Origin of the sequence: Bacillus cereus group sp. BfR-BA-01316, assembly GCF_022664195.1 — a bacterium.
In the GTDB taxonomy this organism is placed as follows: domain Bacteria; phylum Bacillota; class Bacilli; order Bacillales; family Bacillaceae_G; genus Bacillus_A.
Window position 1 is genome coordinate 183,680 of the sequence record NZ_JAKUGX010000005.1, and the last position, 19,495, is coordinate 203,174.

The window sequence follows — 19,495 nt, forward strand, 5'->3', positions numbered from 1 at the left end:
AGGTGTTTATGGAAATTAACATGTTCATTGACGGGAAATGGGTAGAAGCATTATCCGGTGCTAGACGAAACATTATCAATCCTGCAACGGGAGAGGTTATCGCAACGTCTGCTCATGGATCAGCAGATGATGCGAAGATAGCAATTAAGGTGGCTCGTAAAGCGTTTGACAGCGGAATCTGGTCGGATTTATCGGTTGATGAAAGAGCTGACTATCTATATAAGATTGCAGACCGTCTTGAAGAGAAGACAGCTGAAATTGCCCGTTTGGAAACTACAAATAACGGTAAGGTTATCCGTGCAACAACCCATGTAGATATTCCGGTATCGATTCAATGCTTCCGCTATTATGCCGACTTGATCAAAGGTATGAAAAAGGAATCTTACACTCGTGCTGATTCTTCGGAAACAATTATTATTCATGAACCGATTGGTGTTTGTGGACTTATTGTACCTTGGAACTTTCCGCTTATGTTAGCTGTTTGGCAAATTGCTCCTGCACTTGCCGCAGGGAATACAATTGTAATTAAACCTGCTGACGTCACTCCTGTAAGCGTATTCAAATTATTTGAAATTATCGAAGAGGTTGGACTTCCGGACGGAGTGGCAAACTTGGTATTGGGACCTGGGTCAAAGGTTGGAAATGAGCTTGCAGAGAGCCATGATGTTGACAAAATTGCCTTTACCGGTGGAACAAAAACAGGTCAAAGTATTATGCACGCAGCTGCGGGTAATATGAAAAAAATAACACTTGAACTGGGTGGTAAATCTCCACTTATTGTGTTCGACGATGTGGATTTTGAAACCGCAGTCGATAATGCGATGTTTGGTATTTTCCACAATGCTGGGCAAGTTTGTTCAGCTGCATCCCGTTTGCTTGTACAAGAGACCATTTACGATAAGTTTGTTGAAAGATTGGCCGAGCGTGCGAGCAAAATTGTAGTTGGCAACGGGGAAAGTGAGAACATTGAAATGGGAGCCCTCACAAACGAGTCTCATATGAATGAAGTTTTACATTATATAAAGAGAGGAATCGAAGAAGGTGCAAAATTAGTTTGTGGTGGTAAGCGCTTAACAGAAAATGGGCTTGATCGAGGGTTTTTCATTGCACCAACAATCTTTGCTGATGTAAATGCGAATATGTGTATTGTGCAGGAAGAGATTTTTGGTCCAGTCCTTGTTGTACAGAAATTTAAGGATGAGGAAGATGCCATCCAAAAAGCGAATGATTCCATTTATGGATTAGCCGGTGCTGTATTTACTGAAGATATGGACCGAGCAAAACGTGTTATTAGTAAATTGCGTGCGGGAATTACTTGGATTAATAGTTATCATCTCGCTTATGTGGAAGGCCCTTGGGGCGGATATAAGCAAAGTGGAATCGGCAGGGCGTTAGGTACTGTTGGGCTGGAGCACTTTATGGAAACGAAGCAAATCAATATCCACCAGCATGCTAAGCCTGTAGGTTGGTATGCGAATTAATTGAGCTTAACTTGCTATATAAATTATTTATAAGGGGATATGCTCATGAAAATAGTGGACAACCGTCCGTCATCAAAAATAGAGCAACCAGAAGTAATGAATAAGCCGGTGGATGATTCAGTGCTGGGAACCAAAAGTATTCCGTTACTATATTTACGGTTTGCTTTGGCAGGAATTATGGCTAACGTAATTCTAGGAGTTGTATCGGTTGTTGATGGTTATTTCGTCAGTGGCTTTCAAGAGCTGGAAATAGAAGGAATCGGAATTGGATTTACGGTCATGGTTATTACCCGTATGATTGGTGTTCTTTTGGGTGTGGGAGCCGGAGCGGTCATTTCACTTCGACTTGGAAAAGGGAAGATCGAAGAAGCTAGAAGTATTATGGGGCAAACTTTATGGTTTACTCTTTTCCTTTCCACTTTGTTAGCTATACTTGGATTGGTCTTTGAAAATGATATTATGATTTTATTCGGAGCAAGTGATGAAGCACTTCCATATGCAGTGCAATATAGCCGACTGCTATGGATTTCGTTGCCATTAACGATATTGGCCGTTGTATTAAGTATTTTAGCTAATATCGATGAAAAACCTATATTATCAATGAACAGTTGGCTAGTCGCAGCAGCTGTTGCTGGGATTGCAGAATGGATTATGGTAACGAAGTATGATATGGGGATGATGGGTTCTTCATGGGCCAATACGATTTCGCAATCAATTCCTGTTCTCCTAATCTTTTATTTCTGGTTTGGTAAAACAAAACTTAAGCCAAAAATGAAAGATATGATGATTAATCTCAAGAAGATTGGTGAAGTGGTTTGGACAGGCTTTGCATCTTTCTCGAGTCAGTTCATGATGTTTATTGCAATTATTTTCACCAACAACTTACTGCAAAGCTACGGTGGTGGTCTGCACGTTGCAGCTTTCACGATTCAAAACGGTTACATTACAAATCTCCTCGCCTTAGCAGCGCTCGGTGGGATGACAGGACTTCAACCAATTATTAGTTATAATTACGGTGCGGGCAACCTTGATCGTGTGAAACAAGCAATTAAGATGGGACTCATTTTTACAGTTTCCTTCTTTGTGATTGTGACAGCCATACTAATCATTTTTGCAGACCCAATTGTGTCATTTTTTTCTGGTGGTAATGCTGAATTGCAGAAACTGGGCATTTGGACGACAGTTATATTCAATTGTTTGTTTACGCTTAGTGCAGTTAGCTTGCTTATCTCTGGTTATTTCGAATCACAAGAGAGAAACTGGTCCGCAACGTTTATTAGTGTAAGCAAAATATTGTTGTTCATGTTACCGTTTCTATTTATTTTCCCGAAATTCTGGGGTGTAGAAGGTGTATGGTACGCTGCTCCTGCTGCAGAAATTCCAGGTGTTCTCATTGCCATATACTTTATGAAAAAAGAGTTTAAACGTTTAAAAAATACAAATGTTAAGACAGTAGATTTATAGACTTATTCCTTCAAAATTACCAATAAGAAAGAGAGAGGATCATTATGTTTTTTGCGAAAAAACTTACAGCAGAAGAAGCAGAGCAACTAGGTGCCTACACATGGGAACCATGGGTAGGCGAACCGAATAAAGGAACGTGGCATGTAGAAGAGCAGGAAGTTTTCTACGTGACAGATGGTGAAGTGTTTATTACTGTTGATGGGAAAAAATATCATATTACAAAGGACTGGATCGTTTCCTTGGCTAAGGACCTTGTTTGTGAATGGGATTGCCCAGTATTTCTGAAAAAGAATTATAAGATGAACCATGAGATTAATCTAAAATAATGTGAACTGGGGAGTGGACAAATGCTGAGAAGATGACTGCTCCTGCGTATGCAATGGATAAAATTAAGATTAGTAATGTTGAAGAAATGTATTGTAAATAAGTTTGCATACCGTCAAATGAATGCGCTTTCTTTTGTGGGTGCAATAAATACATAGGACGGTTATTTTAAAATAGGAGGCTTCACCATGGTAGTAATGAAAAATGTACAAACGTTGAAAAATTATATTGGTGGACAATGGATAGAATCCACAAGTAAACAAGTTGAAGATGTACCAAATCCAGCAACAGGAGAGATTATTGCTCGTGTGCCGCTTTCGACTAAAGAAGATGTAGATAGAGCTGTAGCAACTGCTAAAGAAGCATTCAAAACATGGAGAAGGATCGCAGTGCCTCGGCGTGCTCGGATTCTATTTCGCTATCAACAGCTATTAATTGAAAACTGGGAAGAGTTAGCTAAACTCGTAACCTTGGAAAACGGAAAAAGTTATAAAGAAGCATATGGTGAAGTACAGCGGGGGATTGAATGTGTTGAATTTGCCGCAGGTGCACCCACTTTAATGATGGGAGAGCAACTTCCTGATATTGCTACTGGTGTTGAATCAGGGATGTATCGTTACCCAATCGGAGTAATCGCAGGAATAACGCCATTTAACTTTCCGATGATGGTTCCATGCTGGATGTTTCCACTCGCGATTGCATGCGGAAATACGTTTGTATTAAAACCATCTGAAAGAACACCGTTGCTGGCTAATCGCATAGCTGAACTGTTTAAAGAAGCAGGTCTTCCAGATGGAGTACTAAATGTTGTGCATGGTGCACATGACGTCGTTAACGGCATTCTTGACAATGAGGATGTGAAGGCTGTATCTTTCGTGGGTTCTCAACCTGTGGCTGAGTATATATATAAAACAGCAGCAGCTAACGGCAAACGTGTACAAGCTCTTGCAGGGGCAAAAAATCATTCGATCGTATTAAAAGATGCGGACATTAGTTCTACAGTGAAAGAAATTACAAGTGCTGCTTTCGGTTCAGCTGGTGAACGATGCATGGCTGCGTCTGTTGTTGTCGTGGAAGAAGACGTTGCAGATGAGCTCGTTAATAGACTGCTTCAAGAGGCTAATGCTATTACTATTGGTAATGGCTTGGAAGAAGGTGTTTTCCTTGGTCCCGTTATTCGTGAAGGACATAAAGAGCGGACACTCGGATACATTCAATCCGGTGTAGAGCAGGGAGCGACACTTATTCGTGACGGACGTGAAGACGATGCAGTAAACAGCCAAGGTTATTTTGTTGGCCCAACGATTTTTGACAATGTGACACAGGAAATGAAAATTTGGCAAGATGAAATCTTCGCACCGGTTCTTTCTGTTGTACGCGTAAAAGACTTGATGGAAGCGATTCATGTTGCTAATGCATCGCCATTCGCAAATGGTGCATGCCTGTACACCGATAGCGCTAAAGCCATTCGTGAATTCCGTGAAGGAATTGATGCAGGTATGCTTGGGGTCAATCTTGGAGTTCCCGCTCCAATGGCATTTTTCCCATTCTCAGGTTATAAGAAATCCTTCTATGGTGATCTCCATGCAAATGGAAAAGATGGCGTAGAATTCTATACTCGTAAGAAAATGCTTACGGCTCGTTATTGAAAGAGTGATGTAAAATCATAAAAAGATAGAATGGAGTTGGTGATTGTGCAAGCGACAGAACAAACACAAAGTTTGAAAATAGCAGATGAAAAGTACCTTTGGCATGCAATGAGAGGAGCAGCCCCTAGTCCAACGAATTTAATTATCACAAAAGCAGAAGGGGCATGGGTGACGGATATTGATGGAAACCGTTATTTAGACGGTATGTCTGGTCTTTGGTGCGTGAATGTTGGGTATGGTCGAAAAGAGCTTGCAAGAGCGGCTTTTGAACAGCTTGAAGAAATGCCATACTTCCCTCTGACACAAAGTCATGTTCCTGCCATTAAATTAGCAGAAAAATTGAATGAATGGCTTGGTGACGAATACGTCATTTTCTTTTCTAACAGTGGATCGGAAGCGAATGAAACAGCGTTTAAAATTGCTCGTCAATATCATCAACAAAAAGGTGATCACGGACGCTATAAGTTTATTTCACGCTATCGTGCTTACCACGGTAACACAATGGGGGCTCTTGCAGCAACAGGTCAAGCACAACGAAAGTATAAATATGAACCATTGGGGCAAGGATTCCTGCATGTAGCACCGCCTGATACGTATCGCAATCCAGAGGATGTTCATACACTGGCAAGTGCTGATGAAATCGATCGTGTCATGACATGGGAGTTAAGCCAAACAGTAGCCGGTGTGATTATGGAGCCAATTATTACCGGAGGCGGAATTTTAATGCCTCCTGATGGATATATGGAAAAAGTAAAAGAAATTTGCGAGAAGCACGGTGCGTTGCTCATTTGTGATGAAGTTATATGTGGATTTGGCCGAACAGGGAAGCCGTTTGGATTTATGAATTATGGAGTCAAACCAGATATCATTACAATGGCAAAAGGCATTACAAGTGCGTATCTTCCTTTGTCAGCAACAGCAGTCAGACGAGAGGTTTATGAGGCATTCGTAGGTAGTGAAGATTATGATCGCTTCCGCCATGTGAATACGTTTGGAGGAAATCCTGCTGCTTGTGCCTTAGCTTTGAAGAATTTAGAAATTATGGAGAATGAGAAACTCATTGAACGTTCCAAAGAATTGGGTGAACGACTGCTAGATGAACTAGTGGATGTAAAAGAGCATCCAAACGTAGGAGATGTTCGCGGAAAAGGCCTTCTTTTAGGTATTGAACTAGTGGAAGATAAGCAAACAAAAGAACCGGCTTCCATTGAAAAGGTGAACAAAGTCATCAATGCTTGTAAAGAAAAAGGTCTAATTATTGGTAAAAATGGTGACACTGTTGCAGGTTACAATAATATTTTGCAGCTTGCGCCTCCATTAAGCATCACAGAGGAAGACTTTACTTTTATCGTTAAAACAATGAAAGAATGTTTAGCTCAACTTTAATTAATTATTGATAAATCTTGTTGAAAAGCGGAAGAGCCTATTGAGAGATATAACTTTAAATTCAGAAAGGGTTGAGTTTATGAAAGCTGATGTTGTATTGATAAATGGAGAAGTTATTACAGTAGACAAAAAGAATACAGTAGTCGAAGCTGTAGCAATAAAAGATAATCGTATCGTAGTCGTTGGCTCAAATCAGGAGGTTAAGAGTTTTATAGGAGAAAAAACGGTTGTAATTGACCTGCAAGGAAAAACGCTTCTTCCTGGATTCATTGATTCCCATATTCACCTCATTTCTCATGGATTGAATCAATTGGCGGTCAGTTGTAAAGCTGAACATATTGATTCTATCGAGGCTTTGTTAGATGATCTGAAAAAGAAGGCCTTAGAAACTCCAAAAGGTGAATGGATACGTGCTTGGGGCTTTAATGAAACCGCTGTGAAGGAAAAGCGTTATCCAACAATTACTGAGCTGGATGAAATTTCAGTTGAACACCCTATTATTGTATCCCGTACTTGCCACCACATAAGCGTGGTGAACAGTAAAGCACTAGGAATTGCGCAGATTAACGAGAACACACCGGATCCGAGTGGGGGGATTATTGAAAAGAATCAGGCAGGAAGGCTTACAGGAAAGTTAATTGAAGCAGCAAATATGAGGATGAGCGAAGTTGCAAGTTATACAGAAAGTGAAATGATGAAGGCTGTGAAAATTGCATCAGATCATTTCGTTGCAGCGGGCATAACAAGTATACATGACGCAGGTGGAGATGGACCTGAGAGTTACCGTTTACTACAACAAGCTGTGAAGAGTAAGGATATTCGTGTCCGAATATATGCAATGATATGTCAGATAAATAACTCCCATGAATTTGTTAATAAAATGGTCGAAGCTGGTGTGGTAACTGGTACCGGAGATGAGAGATTCAAAGTTGGACCAGCTAAATTGTTTACAGATGGAAGTAGCACCGGGCCTACAATTGCAACCCGTGAGTCGTACTCCAGTGATCCTAACAATTATGGCATTCTTTATTATAGTGAGGAAGAAATCTATCGGGTTTTAGGTGAAGCGCATAAAAAAGGTTATCAAATCACTGTACATGCACAAGGTGATAAAGCAATTGAAATGTATTTAAATTGTGTAGAAAAGGCATTGGAGGAATCACCAAGAAAAAACCACCGTCATCGGATCGAGCATGCGGGAATTTCTTCACCAGATTTACAAGAGAGAATGAAAAAACTCGAAGTGATTCCTATTCCAAATCCTCCATTCCCATATGAATTCGGAGAGATATATGCCCGGCACTATGGTGATCGTGTTAATCACATGTACGCTGCTCGGGATTTTATTGATCGTGGCATCATTGCAGCAGGTGGATCGGACGCGCCAGTTACTGACTATAATCCTTTATTAGGAATTCATGTTGCTGTAAATAGAAAAACCAAGTCTGGAATGGAGGTTGGTGCTAATCAATCTATAAGCGTAATGGAAGCTGTTAAATTATACACATGGAATGGCGCTTATGCGAGTTTTGAAGAAGAGATAAAAGGAAGCATAGAGATCGGAAAGTTGGCGGATTTAGTTATATTAGATGACAGCATTTTAAGTGTCAATCCAAACAAAATTAAAGATTTAAAAGTAGAAACAACTATTATTGATGGTGAAATTATCCATCAAGAAGAACAATCAGTGAAAATTTAGCCATAAAAAACTCCCCCTCCAATTGTTAGACTATGTATAACAATTGGAGGGGGAGTTCAGTTGTTTAGTTGAGCTTTTTAAATCCTGTCTAATTGACAAGGGTCACTGCATTATGTTTTTGATTGGTCAATTCATAATCGTGAAGGTACGAATGCGAGAATTATTTCATAATAAGGTAATTGTATTAAGTTATTAACTTTTTTGAAACGAATCGATTTTCCGAGAGAATAAAAAGGACATTCGTCTACTAACAAATATTCAGATTATGAACACTAGAAAACAAATACAACCTATCATATAATTGAAAGACTATATTGTAAAATCAATGTTAATATTACCCTCCTATAAGTATTAACATACGTGATTGAGGTGTTTTCTTTGTTGTTTTATGATCGAATTTCTATAATGGCCCCTCCTGTTCCATAGCTAAGGAAAGTCTATTCATTTCTGAGATTTTCAAAGTTATAGGAGGGTATTAAAAATGAAAAAAGTCTCAGTACCATCGCTTTGGTTAATGATAATTCTTGTGGCATTTCCGCAAATTAGTGAAACGATTTACACACCGTCTTTACCTGACATTTCAAAGGCGTTGCACGTAAGTAATAATGAGGTACAGTTAACACTTAGTGTTTATTTTGCTGGATTTGCTTTAGGTGTATTTTTTATTGGATGGTTATCCGATATAATTGGTCGTCGCCGGGCAATGTTACTTGGAATTGTCGTATATGGCGCTGGAAGTTTCTTATGCTTTATTGCAAGTTCCATTGAAGTTTTATTGTTAAGTCGTTTTATTCAAGCGTTTGGAGCAAGTGCTGGTTCAGTTGTGACACAAACGATTCTTCGTGAAAGTGTAGAAGGGCATAAGCGTCATGTTATGTTTGCTCAAATTTCAGCAATCATTGCTTTTACACCAGCGATAGGTCCTTTAATTGGGGGCTTTCTTGATCAAATGTTTGGATTTAAAATGGTGTTTTTAAGTTTAGTAGTTATGAGTGTTGGAATTTTGCTGTATACTTTTGTTTCTCTTCCGGAAACAAAAACGGACACAGTAACGGACAAAATAAATGTGTTTTCAGTGTTAAAAAGATTAATTACAAATCCGAAAGTAGTAACATACGGTCTATTGATTGGAGGAGCGAATGGTGTTTTATTTAGCTACTACGCAGAAGCGCCGTTTATCTTTATTGAATACTTTCAGTTATCACCTAGTATGTACGGATTTCTAGGAATTGTAGTTGCGTCTGCTTCTATTATTGGAGCGAAAGTTTCAAAACGGTTACTGCCTATTTATAAACCGGAGAAAATCATATATATAGGTTGTATTGTAATGACAGGGGGAGCAGTCATTTTATCTGTTATTACTTATGTTGGATCAAATCCCAACATAATATATATGATTGGATTTTTAGTAGCGATGTTTATATTGCTATTAGGAATTGGGGTAGCGTTACCGAATTGTCTTAGCTTAGCGTTAGTAGATTTTCAGGACGTCATTGGTACAGCAGGAGCATTGTTTAGCTTAGGGTACTATATAATAGTGACAGTGACAATTTGGGGTATGAGCCAGCTGCATACAGGTTCCTTAGTAGTCATGCCCCTATATTTTTTAGTTATTGTAGTAATTATGGTAGTTTTCACTCGAGTATTTATTTTGAATGATAGAGCTGAAAATTCTGTTTAAATATATAAAAAAGAGAGTCTCATTGAAAAATGAGACTCTCTTTTTTATAAAAATTATCATTCGAGCTGATAATTTTAGTACTACAGTTTTACAAATTTTATTTATTAAACAAGAGATTTTTTTAGCAACTGTTTTTTATCATCTACAATAAATTGTGAATATAGTTGCCATGTGGGGGGATATAAGATTTTATCTAAAACCTGGTATTGGCCTGTGTTTGTTCTACGTTTGGTTTATATTTGGTTTATGCTTGGTTTATATTTGGTTTATGTTTCGTTTTCGTTTGGTTTATGTTTGGTTTCATTAATTACAAAATCAGTTACAAAAGTTACAAAAGCTATTTTTGTTATCAAAATAGACTTATATTACGGAGGAGAGCATGAAAAAATGTCTTTAGGAGGGGACAAAAAATTTTGGTGAATAAAAATGTATTATCAAACTTGGACATACTCATGTTATGAATCTAAACATAAAGGGAAATAGTATGAATAAACCAATAGCATTTAAATGAAAACATTATTAATCAAAAATTTATGCTCATTTTAAGATGGCAGATATGATACAACATAAGATTTCGAGATTTGATAGGGATGATGAAACGATGTAATTATTTCGATTACAACGTTATCAGTAGTTGCTTAGTTTGTAAATATTAAAATTAGTAAAGATAATAGGGAAATATAGATTGTTTTTTGTTTGTACAATGATTATAAACTAGGTTTATCAGTATGATTTAGAATTAAATAGTTTATATAAAAGTAAGAAGATAATAGATTTACTTATAGCGTGCCGTTGATTCAGAAAGAAATACAATTGATTTTTATTTAGGTGAAACAAGAAAGCATAAGGCCGCAGAGCGTTTTTTTAAGAAAGCTTTGCGGCCCTTTTTATAGTTTAAACCTTTGTATTATTACTCTATACAAGTATGCGGTTGGTCCTAGGGTATTTCAGAACGAATCCATCATTGTAATAGGGAATTGTTTATTGTTTCTAGTTGGAAAATTTATATTGGGAGTCTTAAAGATATAGTAAATATAAAGGAGATGGGTTAAATAATGAAATACACACTTAAAGATCTTATAAATATAAACGAGTTTAAGAATATAACAGAGCAATTTTATAATTTAACTAAAGTTCCATTCTGTCTCCTTGATAATAATCAAAATGTTATATTTTCCAAAGGTGACCCTTTTTTTCATAATCCAAAAATCCAATCGTCCCAAGAAATGCATATTCCGATCATTATTGAGCAGGAGCATATAGCAACCTTTGTTATAGGAACAAGTATTAATAAAGAGGTTATTGCGGATTCTCATATAACACATTTTAAATGCATTGCAAATCTAATTGAAGAGATGGCAACACAACAATTACACCTTAAAAAATTTCATGAAAAAGATTCACAAATAAATGCGATAACAACTCATGAAGAAATTTGTTTAAGTAGTATATTACAAAATATGCCGATTATGATTAATGCTATTGATGAAAAAGGAAATATTATTATGTGGAATCGGGAATGTGAATTAGTAACTGGATATAATGCAGATGAAATAATTAACAATCCAAAAGTGATGAAATTGCTACATCCTCATAGACCTTATAGTAACGATTTGTTGGAAAATGGTCACGATTTTAGGGATTGGGAGATGGATATCACATGTAAAAATGGTGAGATGAAAACTATTATGTGGTCCAATATTTTACATAGTATTCCAGCTTTAGGATGGAGTATCGGAGCAATTGGAATTGATATAACTAAGCGTAAGAGGATGGAAGAGAAACTTAAACAAACCTCGACTGAACTAGAATTAATTTTTAAAGCAATTCCTGATTTGTATTTTTTGTCGGACCTTGATGGGACCATTAGGGACTGTAAAGTTAATTCCATATCTAAATTTTATGTTCCAATTGAAGAATTTATAGGAAAGAAATTCCAAGAAATATTACCAGTTTCTATTATAAAGCAATTTGAGAAGGCTATTAATCAAATAAAAACTTCAGCCGCTCCTGTATTAATAGATTATTCTCTACAACTAGATGATGAAATTTATTATTTTGAAGCAAGACTTTTACCGCTTTTTGAGGATGAAATTATGATTATTGTACGTGATATTACAGAACGTACAATAACGACGGAGTTATTAAAGAAATCAGATACCCTTAATGCAGTAGGACAATTGGCAGCTGGGGTCGCTCATAAAGTTCGTAACCCATTAACAGTAATTAAAGGGTTCGTGCAATTATTGCAACAGGAAGTAGGGAAGGATAAAGGATATTTAAGCCTAATACTTTCTGAAATTAGTAGTATTGAAACAGTTCTTCAAGAATTTTTATCTATTGCAAAACCGAATGCTGCAGTATTTGAGCCTAAAAATCTTTGTACTATATTAGATAATGTAGTTGACTTAATAAGTACACAAGCAATTATGAAGAATATTCGTATTGTATTAAATATGGATGTTGAAACCTTATTGGTTGAGTGTTGCGAAATTCAATTAAAACAAGTTTTCTATAGTATTTTACAAAATTCTATTGAGGCTATACAAAATGGTCAAGAAATCATTATAAGCGTGAAAAAATATAATAGTACCGAAGTTAAGATTAGTATTTTGGATAAAGGAGTAGGTATTCCTTCAGAAAGAATTAAAAGACTAGGTGAACCTTTTTATAGTACAAAAGAAAAAGGGACGGGTGTTGGGCTTATGATGAGTTATCGAATCATTGAAAGTCATGGTGGAAAAATCAGTATAAAAAGTCAAGTTGGGAAAGGAACTGCTGTTACTCTGTTTTTCCCAATTTATAACGGTAACTCAGTTGGTGATGCTAGTACAAATAACATGTAATCATAACTAGCAAATAAATCTCTGAAAATGAAAAATCAAACTATTATCTTGTAGAAACATAGGGAGTCTGAAGTGATTTGATCAGGCAAAGAAAAATGGATTTAATAGGGATAATTTAACTTGAATTTGAAGTACAACTCCTAATTTTATTAGACGTTACATTTTATGCATGAAGTAAAAGGATTCTTTCAAAATTTACTTAATAAGTTAGATTGATAATTCATGATGTAACAGAAGATAAAAAAGTTAATTTAGGGAAAAGAAGGTCGCTCTAAATACCATTTAGGTTAAGTTGCATGTATGTCTTAAAAGTGAAAAGTTTCTTTTTCTCGGCTATAGAAAAAGAAACTTTTTTACTTGAGTGATAATTTTTTATGATAGTTGTGAAAGGGTTTTGTTATATTTTCGAAAGAAAAATGCAATGTATATAAACTAAGATGAATTTACGCATATTGATTTTATATCATTCGCCATTGATGAAGGAACAGAGGAGATTTAATGTATGAAAACAAAAATTGCAATTATAGAAGATGAAGATAATATACGAGAGATATGTAAACGGTACCTAGAAAGAGAAGGGTATGAAGTATGCACTGCTGTGAACGGAACAGAAGGATGGAATGTATTTCAAGAATTTCAACCTGATCTAATTATTTTAGATTTGATGATGCCAGAAAAAGATGGATGGGAACTATGTGAGGAAATTCGCCAACATTCCAATGTACCTATTATTATGTTAACTGCGAGAGGAGAAGAAAGAGAACGGATTTTAGGATTAACAATGGGAGCGGATGATTATGTAACAAAACCCTTTTCACCTCGTGAATTAGTATTAAGGGTACAAATTATATTAAGAAGAGGAAGTCAAGTGACAATTCAAGGAATAGAGCCTACATCAGGAATGATAGAGTTTCCAGATTTGAAAATTGATCCAACGAAAAGAAGTGTATTTGTTTGTCAATATGAAATAGAGTTAACGGTGAAAGAGTTTGAGGTACTTTATCTCATGGCAAAACATCCTAAACAGGTGTTTTCAAGGTCTCAACTTCTTGAACAAATTTGGGGATTTGAGTATGAAGGTTGCACAAATGCAGTAACTGTATTAATGAGTCGTTTACGTGAGAAATTGGAGAAGCCTACAACAAAGAACCGTTGGGTTCATACGGTTTGGGGCATCGGTTATTGTTTTGAACCAGATGGAGGAAACGATAAATGAAGTTACGAAATCAACTTTTATTGATGAATCTATTAAGCACGGGTATCATGGTAATTTCTATATGGTACAGTGAAAGGCAAATGTTACTTAGACCAGAACAGACACGTTTATTAATAGTAATAGTAATTGTAGCGATGATTATATCTACAATTATTTACTGGTTAATGACACGTCCTATTATGAGATCTATTCAAAATTTAATTGCCTTAACCAAACAATTTAGTGATAGACAATTTGGAACGATGTACATAATAGGGAAAGAACCGGAAGAGTTTAAAGAATTAGCAGAAGCTTTTCAAGAAATGGCCAAAAAATTGGACGAAAGCTTTGCTAAGTTAGAAAAAGGAGAAAAAGCGCGTACAGAGCTGATTGCGAATATTTCCCATGACTTACGAACTCCCATGGCTAGCATACAATTGATGATAGAAGCGTTACAAGATGGATTAATTGAAGATCCTAATATGAAACAACAATATTTAACGACAATCCTAAATGATATACAACGATTAAGTGGATTAATTAATGATTTATTTGACCTTTCTAAGTTAGAACTTGGACAAGAAGTTTTTTATCCAAGTTTAATACATGTAGATAGCATTCTATTAAAAGTAATAGATTCACATGCTATCTTATTGCAAGATAAAGAGATTGATTTGCAATTGCACGTTTCTGAGACATTACCAAGAATTTGGATTATGCCATGTAAAATAGCGCGAGTTATCAATAATTTGTTGCATAACGCGATTCGGCATTCTCCTACATGTGGAACAATCGAATTAATTGTAGAGGAAAATAAACAGAAGCAGCAAGTCCAATTCACTTTGTGTGATGAAGGGGAGGGGATTTCTCCAGAGGATCAATTGCGTATATTTGACCGTTTCTTTAGAACGGATCCATCAAGAAGTTCACAATCTGGAGGCTCTGGACTTGGTTTAGCTATTGCAAAATCGCTAGTTGAACTGCATAAAGGACAAATTGGTGTTCGGGACCGCCAAGATGGGAAACAGGGATGTGAATTTTGGTTTACTCTTCCTGTTACATCAGAAAAAAATGAGGCGGTTGAAAGACTTTTGTAACATTTACGAAAGGAAATTGAAAGATATATATAATAAGAGTACTGTATCGAAGGTGATTATATTTTAATCTGAAGTATAATTTCATCTTTTGTGATTTTGTAGATATGATGAAAGAGAGGAAGAAATAAAATGGATCAAATGAAAAAAAAGTAACTCCCGCAAGATTAGTATTTGCTGTTCTAGTAAGTCCAGTTTTTTCTTTAAAAGCGGGAGCAAGTACAGTATCTTCAGCTTTTAGTGCGATCACTTCTGTTGAAAAAAAAACCCCGTCATTAAATATTAAAAATGGACAGGTGCCAGAAGAAAGTTTCAATTTCAACAGATGTAATTAAAACAGATGATTAAAAACTAGTTCGTTCAGATGTACTAGAAAAATAAAGTGGTATGGAAAAGGAACCTTATTTTCTAAACTGCCTTTATAGAATGAAAATAAAGAATCACATACATAAAAAATATACGGAACAGAGGTAACTACACGATGATTTTAAAACTATTATTTATACTTTTTGGCGTAATCTTAGTATTATGGGGTATATATAGAATGAAAACGGATGAAGCATTTATAGGAAAAACACAAACAAGAAAAAATATTTTTAATTTCTTTATTTTAGGAGAAGCAGCGGGACTGGGACAATTCTTAAGCGGAATTGCATGTATAATTATAGGGATTTTATCTTTTATAATTAAATAGTTTATAAATAAAAGGAACACAACTTTAAAATAAAAGTAGTGTTCCTTTTATTTTTGTCACCTGTCAGATTTACAATTTATCAGGTAGCAAAGTAAAACAGGGAGCAAGCATAGAAAATTTATTTTTCCTTTTTGTAGAGCTTCGTACGCCAAATACAGATGATCTTGAATCATGTAAACAGCTTTATATTCGCTTAATTTTTTTGCTTTTTCTGTAGTAACAATTGTCTCATTTTGGGAGATGTACGAGACAGGTGTAAATTCAGGGGAATCCAATATTTCCTATTTGGGTATGATAGAATAGTAATATATCTAAAACGGAGGAAAGACAAATGGACTCAAACACAAAGCAGTTTATTTATGATATCCGGCAAAGACAGAACAATTATATGGAAGATGTATTAACAGCAATACAGCACCCTAAAAAAGAGCAATCTAAACAAGTCATTCAAAATATAGTAGAGAAGATGGATATGATGATCAGTTTAGTTACTACTTACATGGCTATTGAATCAGAATCTATGAAAGAATTAAAAGAGCTTCAAGAAGAAATTATTCATGCTCAAGCATATATTCAAAAAAGAAAATTTGAAGAAACACAGAGATAATATCCTGTGTTTTTATTTTCGTTTCTTTCGGCTAACGACCTAAAGAAGTGTATACATAAAATGAATGTGTTGAAATTTTAAAAAAACTAAGCTGAGGTTTCCAATAGCATCTACAACCTCTTGTTTAAATTTTTCTTGGTTCTTTTTTTGCTATAAAAATATCAGTTCTGGTGCAAAAAGATGATAAATAAAAAAGAATCAAGGATTCCTAACAGAATCACCTGTTAAGCAGTTAATACAAACAATTCGTTGATAATGTTTCCACTTAAATATATTCTCCTTTTCCATACTGATCACACACCTTTTATAGAGTAGTACTATCAATATGTCCAAGTTTGATAGACCATTTCTCGTAGCACGAGGGATTTATTTGAATTAGTTGATTATAAAAAATAAAAAAGCTAACTTAAACTCATTAAAAGATACATGGTTGGATTTATCTGAAGAAAATCCAATTGCTGATTTTTTAAATGTTGATAGAACCACTATCTATCGCATATTAAAGCGAAATGGTTATTAAGAAAATTATTCATAACGAGTGCCATCTATACTTCTATAGACTATGTACATTTTTAGAAAAAATCTTTGTTTTGCCTAAAGACTTTATCATCATAAAAGGAGCTAAGTTCTATATCTTAGCTCCCTTATTGGCAAATTATTTAATTATAAAGGCTACGATTGCTAAAACGATACACACAATCCCACTTAATAATTGTCCTATTCCAGAACTCTGTCCATTAATTAACAAGTTGAAAAGATTTTTTCTGGTTTGAGTTTTTCCTACGAATGCATCATACTTCTTCATTTTATATACACCCGATAAAATTAATGCTGCACCAATAACGATAAGTACTACTTTTAAAGCCACTATATTTGCCTCCGCTTATTATGTATATGTTGAATTTTTCTCAATCATTTTTTAGTTGTTGTTATAGTCGTGAACAACACTCGTCTATAATTTATAAAAAATAGACTTTTTGTATCATTTATCGTTTGTGTCCATGACTGTCAAATTTATAACTCCTGCCATTAATTTCAACAGTGACGTCTTGATAAATTGAACCGTCCGCTTTAGCATAATATGAAAAGTATCCATAACCATGGGTAGTGGTTTCGTAAGGACCTTGGAACCATCCTATCTTAGCTGCTCCAGAATCATCGAAATAATACCATTTACCATCGATTTGTTGCCAACCCTTTTGCATTTCGCCTTTATCGTTATAATAGTATATCTTACCATCAACTTTATCAAATCCTGTTAGTTTAGCTTCTCCGTCATGATTAAAATAATATCTTTTTTCCTCAATGGTTTCATAACTATCTAAATTACTGTTTTTACCATCTTCGAAATGATATTTTTTACCATTAACTTCCTTCCAACCAGTATAGTTAGGCCCTTCTTCTAAGCTGTAATATACCAGTGTAGGCTTCTCTTTTCCATCCCATCCAGGTAAAGAAATTTTAGAAACCCCATTTTTTCTAATAGAACCATCTTTTCCGAATACTAACACTTTGTCATTAAAAATAACAGTCTCCCAATTATTATCTAGCGCTTCTCCATTGAACTTAGAAGCTCTCTCAAGTACGCCTTTGTCAGAAAAGTGAAGAATTCTATTTTCATCTTCTACACGTATTTCATTTGTAGTTGCCTTGTAATTTTGGAAATAATAAATTTTACCATCAATTTCCCGCAAACCTTCTTTAATAATTGCTCCAGAAGCATCAGAATAGTGTAGACCATTTTGATCTTCCTTCCATGCTGATCGTAGCACAGAACCATCGTCATTGAAGTTGTAGTACTTCCCATCATTCTCGAATCCATTTGTATTGATTAATCCTTCATACAAGCCAAAATAATATGTCTTTCCCTCAACTTCATGCCAACCTGTCAAGAGAATTCCATCAGAGCCTGCATAATACTGATTGCCATCTCGGTTTACCCAACTGTTCTTTATTACGGTTCCAGAAGAATCTTTTGCAATCTGTTTAGTAGGATCCTTTTCATCAGCTATTATCTGTATTCCGTCATACTTCTGTTTCTCATTTTCTTTACCTGGATACCACTCTCTTAGCCAGTTATGAATTTCATTGTTGCTTTTTGCAGTGAAACGAATTTCGGATTTGAAACTCCAATCAGTAGCGAATCCATGAATGTTTTGATTACCAGCCAAACTTACTCCATTCTTGTTTTTCAAATGGAACTGAACATTATTGTAAAAAGATTTTTGATCAATCTGGACAAGTTCAAACACTTCATCATCACCAATTGAATCGGAATATTGAAGTGCATTTCCTTCTTTCCCTGAAAGATATTTTGAACCTGTTTTTACCAATACTTTATTCGTCCCTTTTTTATAGGGGATAATTTGATAAGGTTTACCATCATTTAGTGTAGTAAATGGTAGTGCAATAGGTGTCTCTAGGATGCTAGTACGATCTGCCAATATATCAGGTAACCGATTATTAAAATCTGCAAGAGCTTCGGAGTTATTCGTAACATAATTAGAAAGAACATCTTTGCCTACTGGCTGTGAAGTAATTGTTGCTAATATTCGTTTTCCTTCTGGTAGTTTACTAAAAAGATCTTCATTAACATAACGAATATCACGTAAACCAGAACCATTAGTAAGAAAATATCCTGGGAATTCTTGACGTTCAAATTCAGCTGCTAAAACATTTTTACCACCGCTATTGTCACTTTTTAGATAATAGGTTTTGAAATTCGTAAGTGAAACACCCGTATTTCCTTCATCTAATTGTTTTTGTGTAATATACAAAATATCATGTTTAGATAGTTCTGGTTCATCAGGAGTTAAGTCTACTATTGTACCAGCGCCCTTAATACGAATTTGTTCTCCATGCTTGATTGTTTTATATTCAACTTTCCCATTGGTATAAGCAATTTTAATTTTCTTGCTAAAATTCTGATCTTTATAATAATCAAACACACTAATACAAAATTCCCCTTTGTTAAAAGTAGGAGCTTTATAAGCAACATTTTCTAAACGAGATGCATAACTGTTTTTTGCATCTTGTTCTTCTAACCATTTCCCAAATGGCTCTTTAAGAAACGTGTCATATACATTTCCAAATGTTGTAACAATCGTTGCGAATGTATCAACATCTGCTTTCACTTTATATTCTGTTACGGGGCTGGCGCTGAATAAAATCCCCATTGCAATCCCTACAGGAAGGACTTTTCGCATACTTTTTTTTGCATTTCCATTCATAATTGTGCTCCTCACTTTGTGCTAACTTATTTTTTCTATTTGTTAAACTGCATTTAACGTTCCGAAGTTTATCTTAGTATAAACACCTTTCAAATTTCTTTCATAAATGTTACAAAAGTCTTGCATGAATACCGTATAAAATTCT

Annotated in this window: 14 protein-coding genes and 2 pseudogenes; 14 read left to right on the top strand and 2 right to left on the bottom strand. The window is 35.4% G+C overall.

The features are described from left to right. The first annotated feature begins 8 nt into the window (after positions 1 to 8). The 14 genes and pseudogenes from MR071_RS06700 to MR071_RS06765 form a co-directional block, all read left to right on the top strand. Complete coding sequence (locus MR071_RS06700; RefSeq protein WP_242235480.1) at positions 9 to 1,481, top strand: aldehyde dehydrogenase family protein; 1,473 nt, start codon at positions 9 to 11, stop codon at positions 1,479 to 1,481. A 45-nt stretch (positions 1,482 to 1,526) separates the two neighbouring features. Continuing rightward, complete coding sequence (locus MR071_RS06705) at positions 1,527 to 2,945, top strand: MATE family efflux transporter (protein WP_105585180.1); 1,419 nt, start codon at positions 1,527 to 1,529, stop codon at positions 2,943 to 2,945. 44 nt (positions 2,946 to 2,989) lie between these two features. Continuing rightward, entirely contained in the window at positions 2,990 to 3,271 is a 282-nt protein-coding gene (locus tag MR071_RS06710; protein ID WP_105585179.1) for a cupin domain-containing protein, read from the top strand. A gap of 186 nt (positions 3,272 to 3,457) precedes the next feature. Continuing rightward, complete coding sequence (locus MR071_RS06715; RefSeq protein ID WP_305037868.1) at positions 3,458 to 4,918, top strand: CoA-acylating methylmalonate-semialdehyde dehydrogenase; 1,461 nt, start codon at positions 3,458 to 3,460, stop codon at positions 4,916 to 4,918. 30 nt (positions 4,919 to 4,948) lie between these two features. Next, positions 4,949 to 6,304, top strand: a complete 1,356-nt coding sequence (locus tag MR071_RS06720) for an aspartate aminotransferase family protein (protein ID WP_242235482.1) — start codon at positions 4,949 to 4,951, stop codon at positions 6,302 to 6,304. A gap of 79 nt (positions 6,305 to 6,383) precedes the next feature. Beyond that, a complete protein-coding gene (locus MR071_RS06725) occupies positions 6,384 to 8,003 on the top strand; it encodes an amidohydrolase (protein ID WP_242235484.1) in 1,620 nt (539 codons plus the stop codon). 481 nt (positions 8,004 to 8,484) lie between these two features. Next, positions 8,485 to 9,684: a multidrug effflux MFS transporter gene (locus tag MR071_RS06730; protein ID WP_105585176.1), complete on the top strand. Its 1,200-nt coding sequence runs from the start codon at positions 8,485 to 8,487 to the stop codon at positions 9,682 to 9,684. A gap of 785 nt (positions 9,685 to 10,469) precedes the next feature. Continuing rightward, positions 10,470 to 10,571: pseudogene (locus tag MR071_RS06735) on the top strand (DDE-type integrase/transposase/recombinase); the annotation flags it as partial. A 168-nt stretch (positions 10,572 to 10,739) separates the two neighbouring features. Beyond that, on the top strand, positions 10,740 to 12,530 hold the full coding sequence (locus tag MR071_RS06740) for an ATP-binding protein (RefSeq protein WP_242235486.1): 1,791 nt from the start codon (positions 10,740 to 10,742) through the stop codon (positions 12,528 to 12,530). 502 nt (positions 12,531 to 13,032) lie between these two features. Next, complete coding sequence (locus MR071_RS06745) at positions 13,033 to 13,746, top strand: response regulator transcription factor (RefSeq protein WP_215553710.1); 714 nt, start codon at positions 13,033 to 13,035, stop codon at positions 13,744 to 13,746. Beyond that, positions 13,743 to 14,822, top strand: coding sequence for a sensor histidine kinase (locus tag MR071_RS06750; RefSeq protein ID WP_105585172.1), 1,080 nt, complete (start codon positions 13,743 to 13,745; stop codon positions 14,820 to 14,822). The genes MR071_RS06745 and MR071_RS06750 overlap by 4 nt, the downstream gene beginning before the upstream one ends. A gap of 478 nt (positions 14,823 to 15,300) precedes the next feature. Then, positions 15,301 to 15,513 (top strand): hypothetical protein, encoded by a 213-nt coding sequence (locus MR071_RS06755; RefSeq protein WP_078174106.1) that lies wholly within the window; start codon positions 15,301 to 15,303, stop codon positions 15,511 to 15,513. A gap of 331 nt (positions 15,514 to 15,844) precedes the next feature. Further along, complete coding sequence (locus tag MR071_RS06760; RefSeq protein ID WP_105585171.1) at positions 15,845 to 16,120, top strand: hypothetical protein; 276 nt, start codon at positions 15,845 to 15,847, stop codon at positions 16,118 to 16,120. A 345-nt stretch (positions 16,121 to 16,465) separates the two neighbouring features. Beyond that, positions 16,466 to 16,589: pseudogene (locus MR071_RS06765) on the top strand (recombinase family protein); the annotation flags it as partial. Positions 16,590 to 16,775: 186 nt separating this feature from the next. Here the strand turns inward: MR071_RS06765 and MR071_RS06770 are convergent. Together MR071_RS06770 and MR071_RS06775 are read right to left on the bottom strand one after the other, a co-directional pair. Continuing rightward, a complete protein-coding gene (locus MR071_RS06770) occupies positions 16,776 to 16,988 on the bottom strand; it encodes a hypothetical protein (protein WP_105585170.1) in 213 nt (70 codons plus the stop codon). A gap of 118 nt (positions 16,989 to 17,106) precedes the next feature. Further along, complete coding sequence (locus MR071_RS06775) at positions 17,107 to 19,350, bottom strand: N-acetylmuramoyl-L-alanine amidase family protein (RefSeq protein WP_242235491.1); 2,244 nt, start codon at positions 19,348 to 19,350, stop codon at positions 17,107 to 17,109. Positions 19,351 to 19,495: the final 145 nt, after the last annotated feature.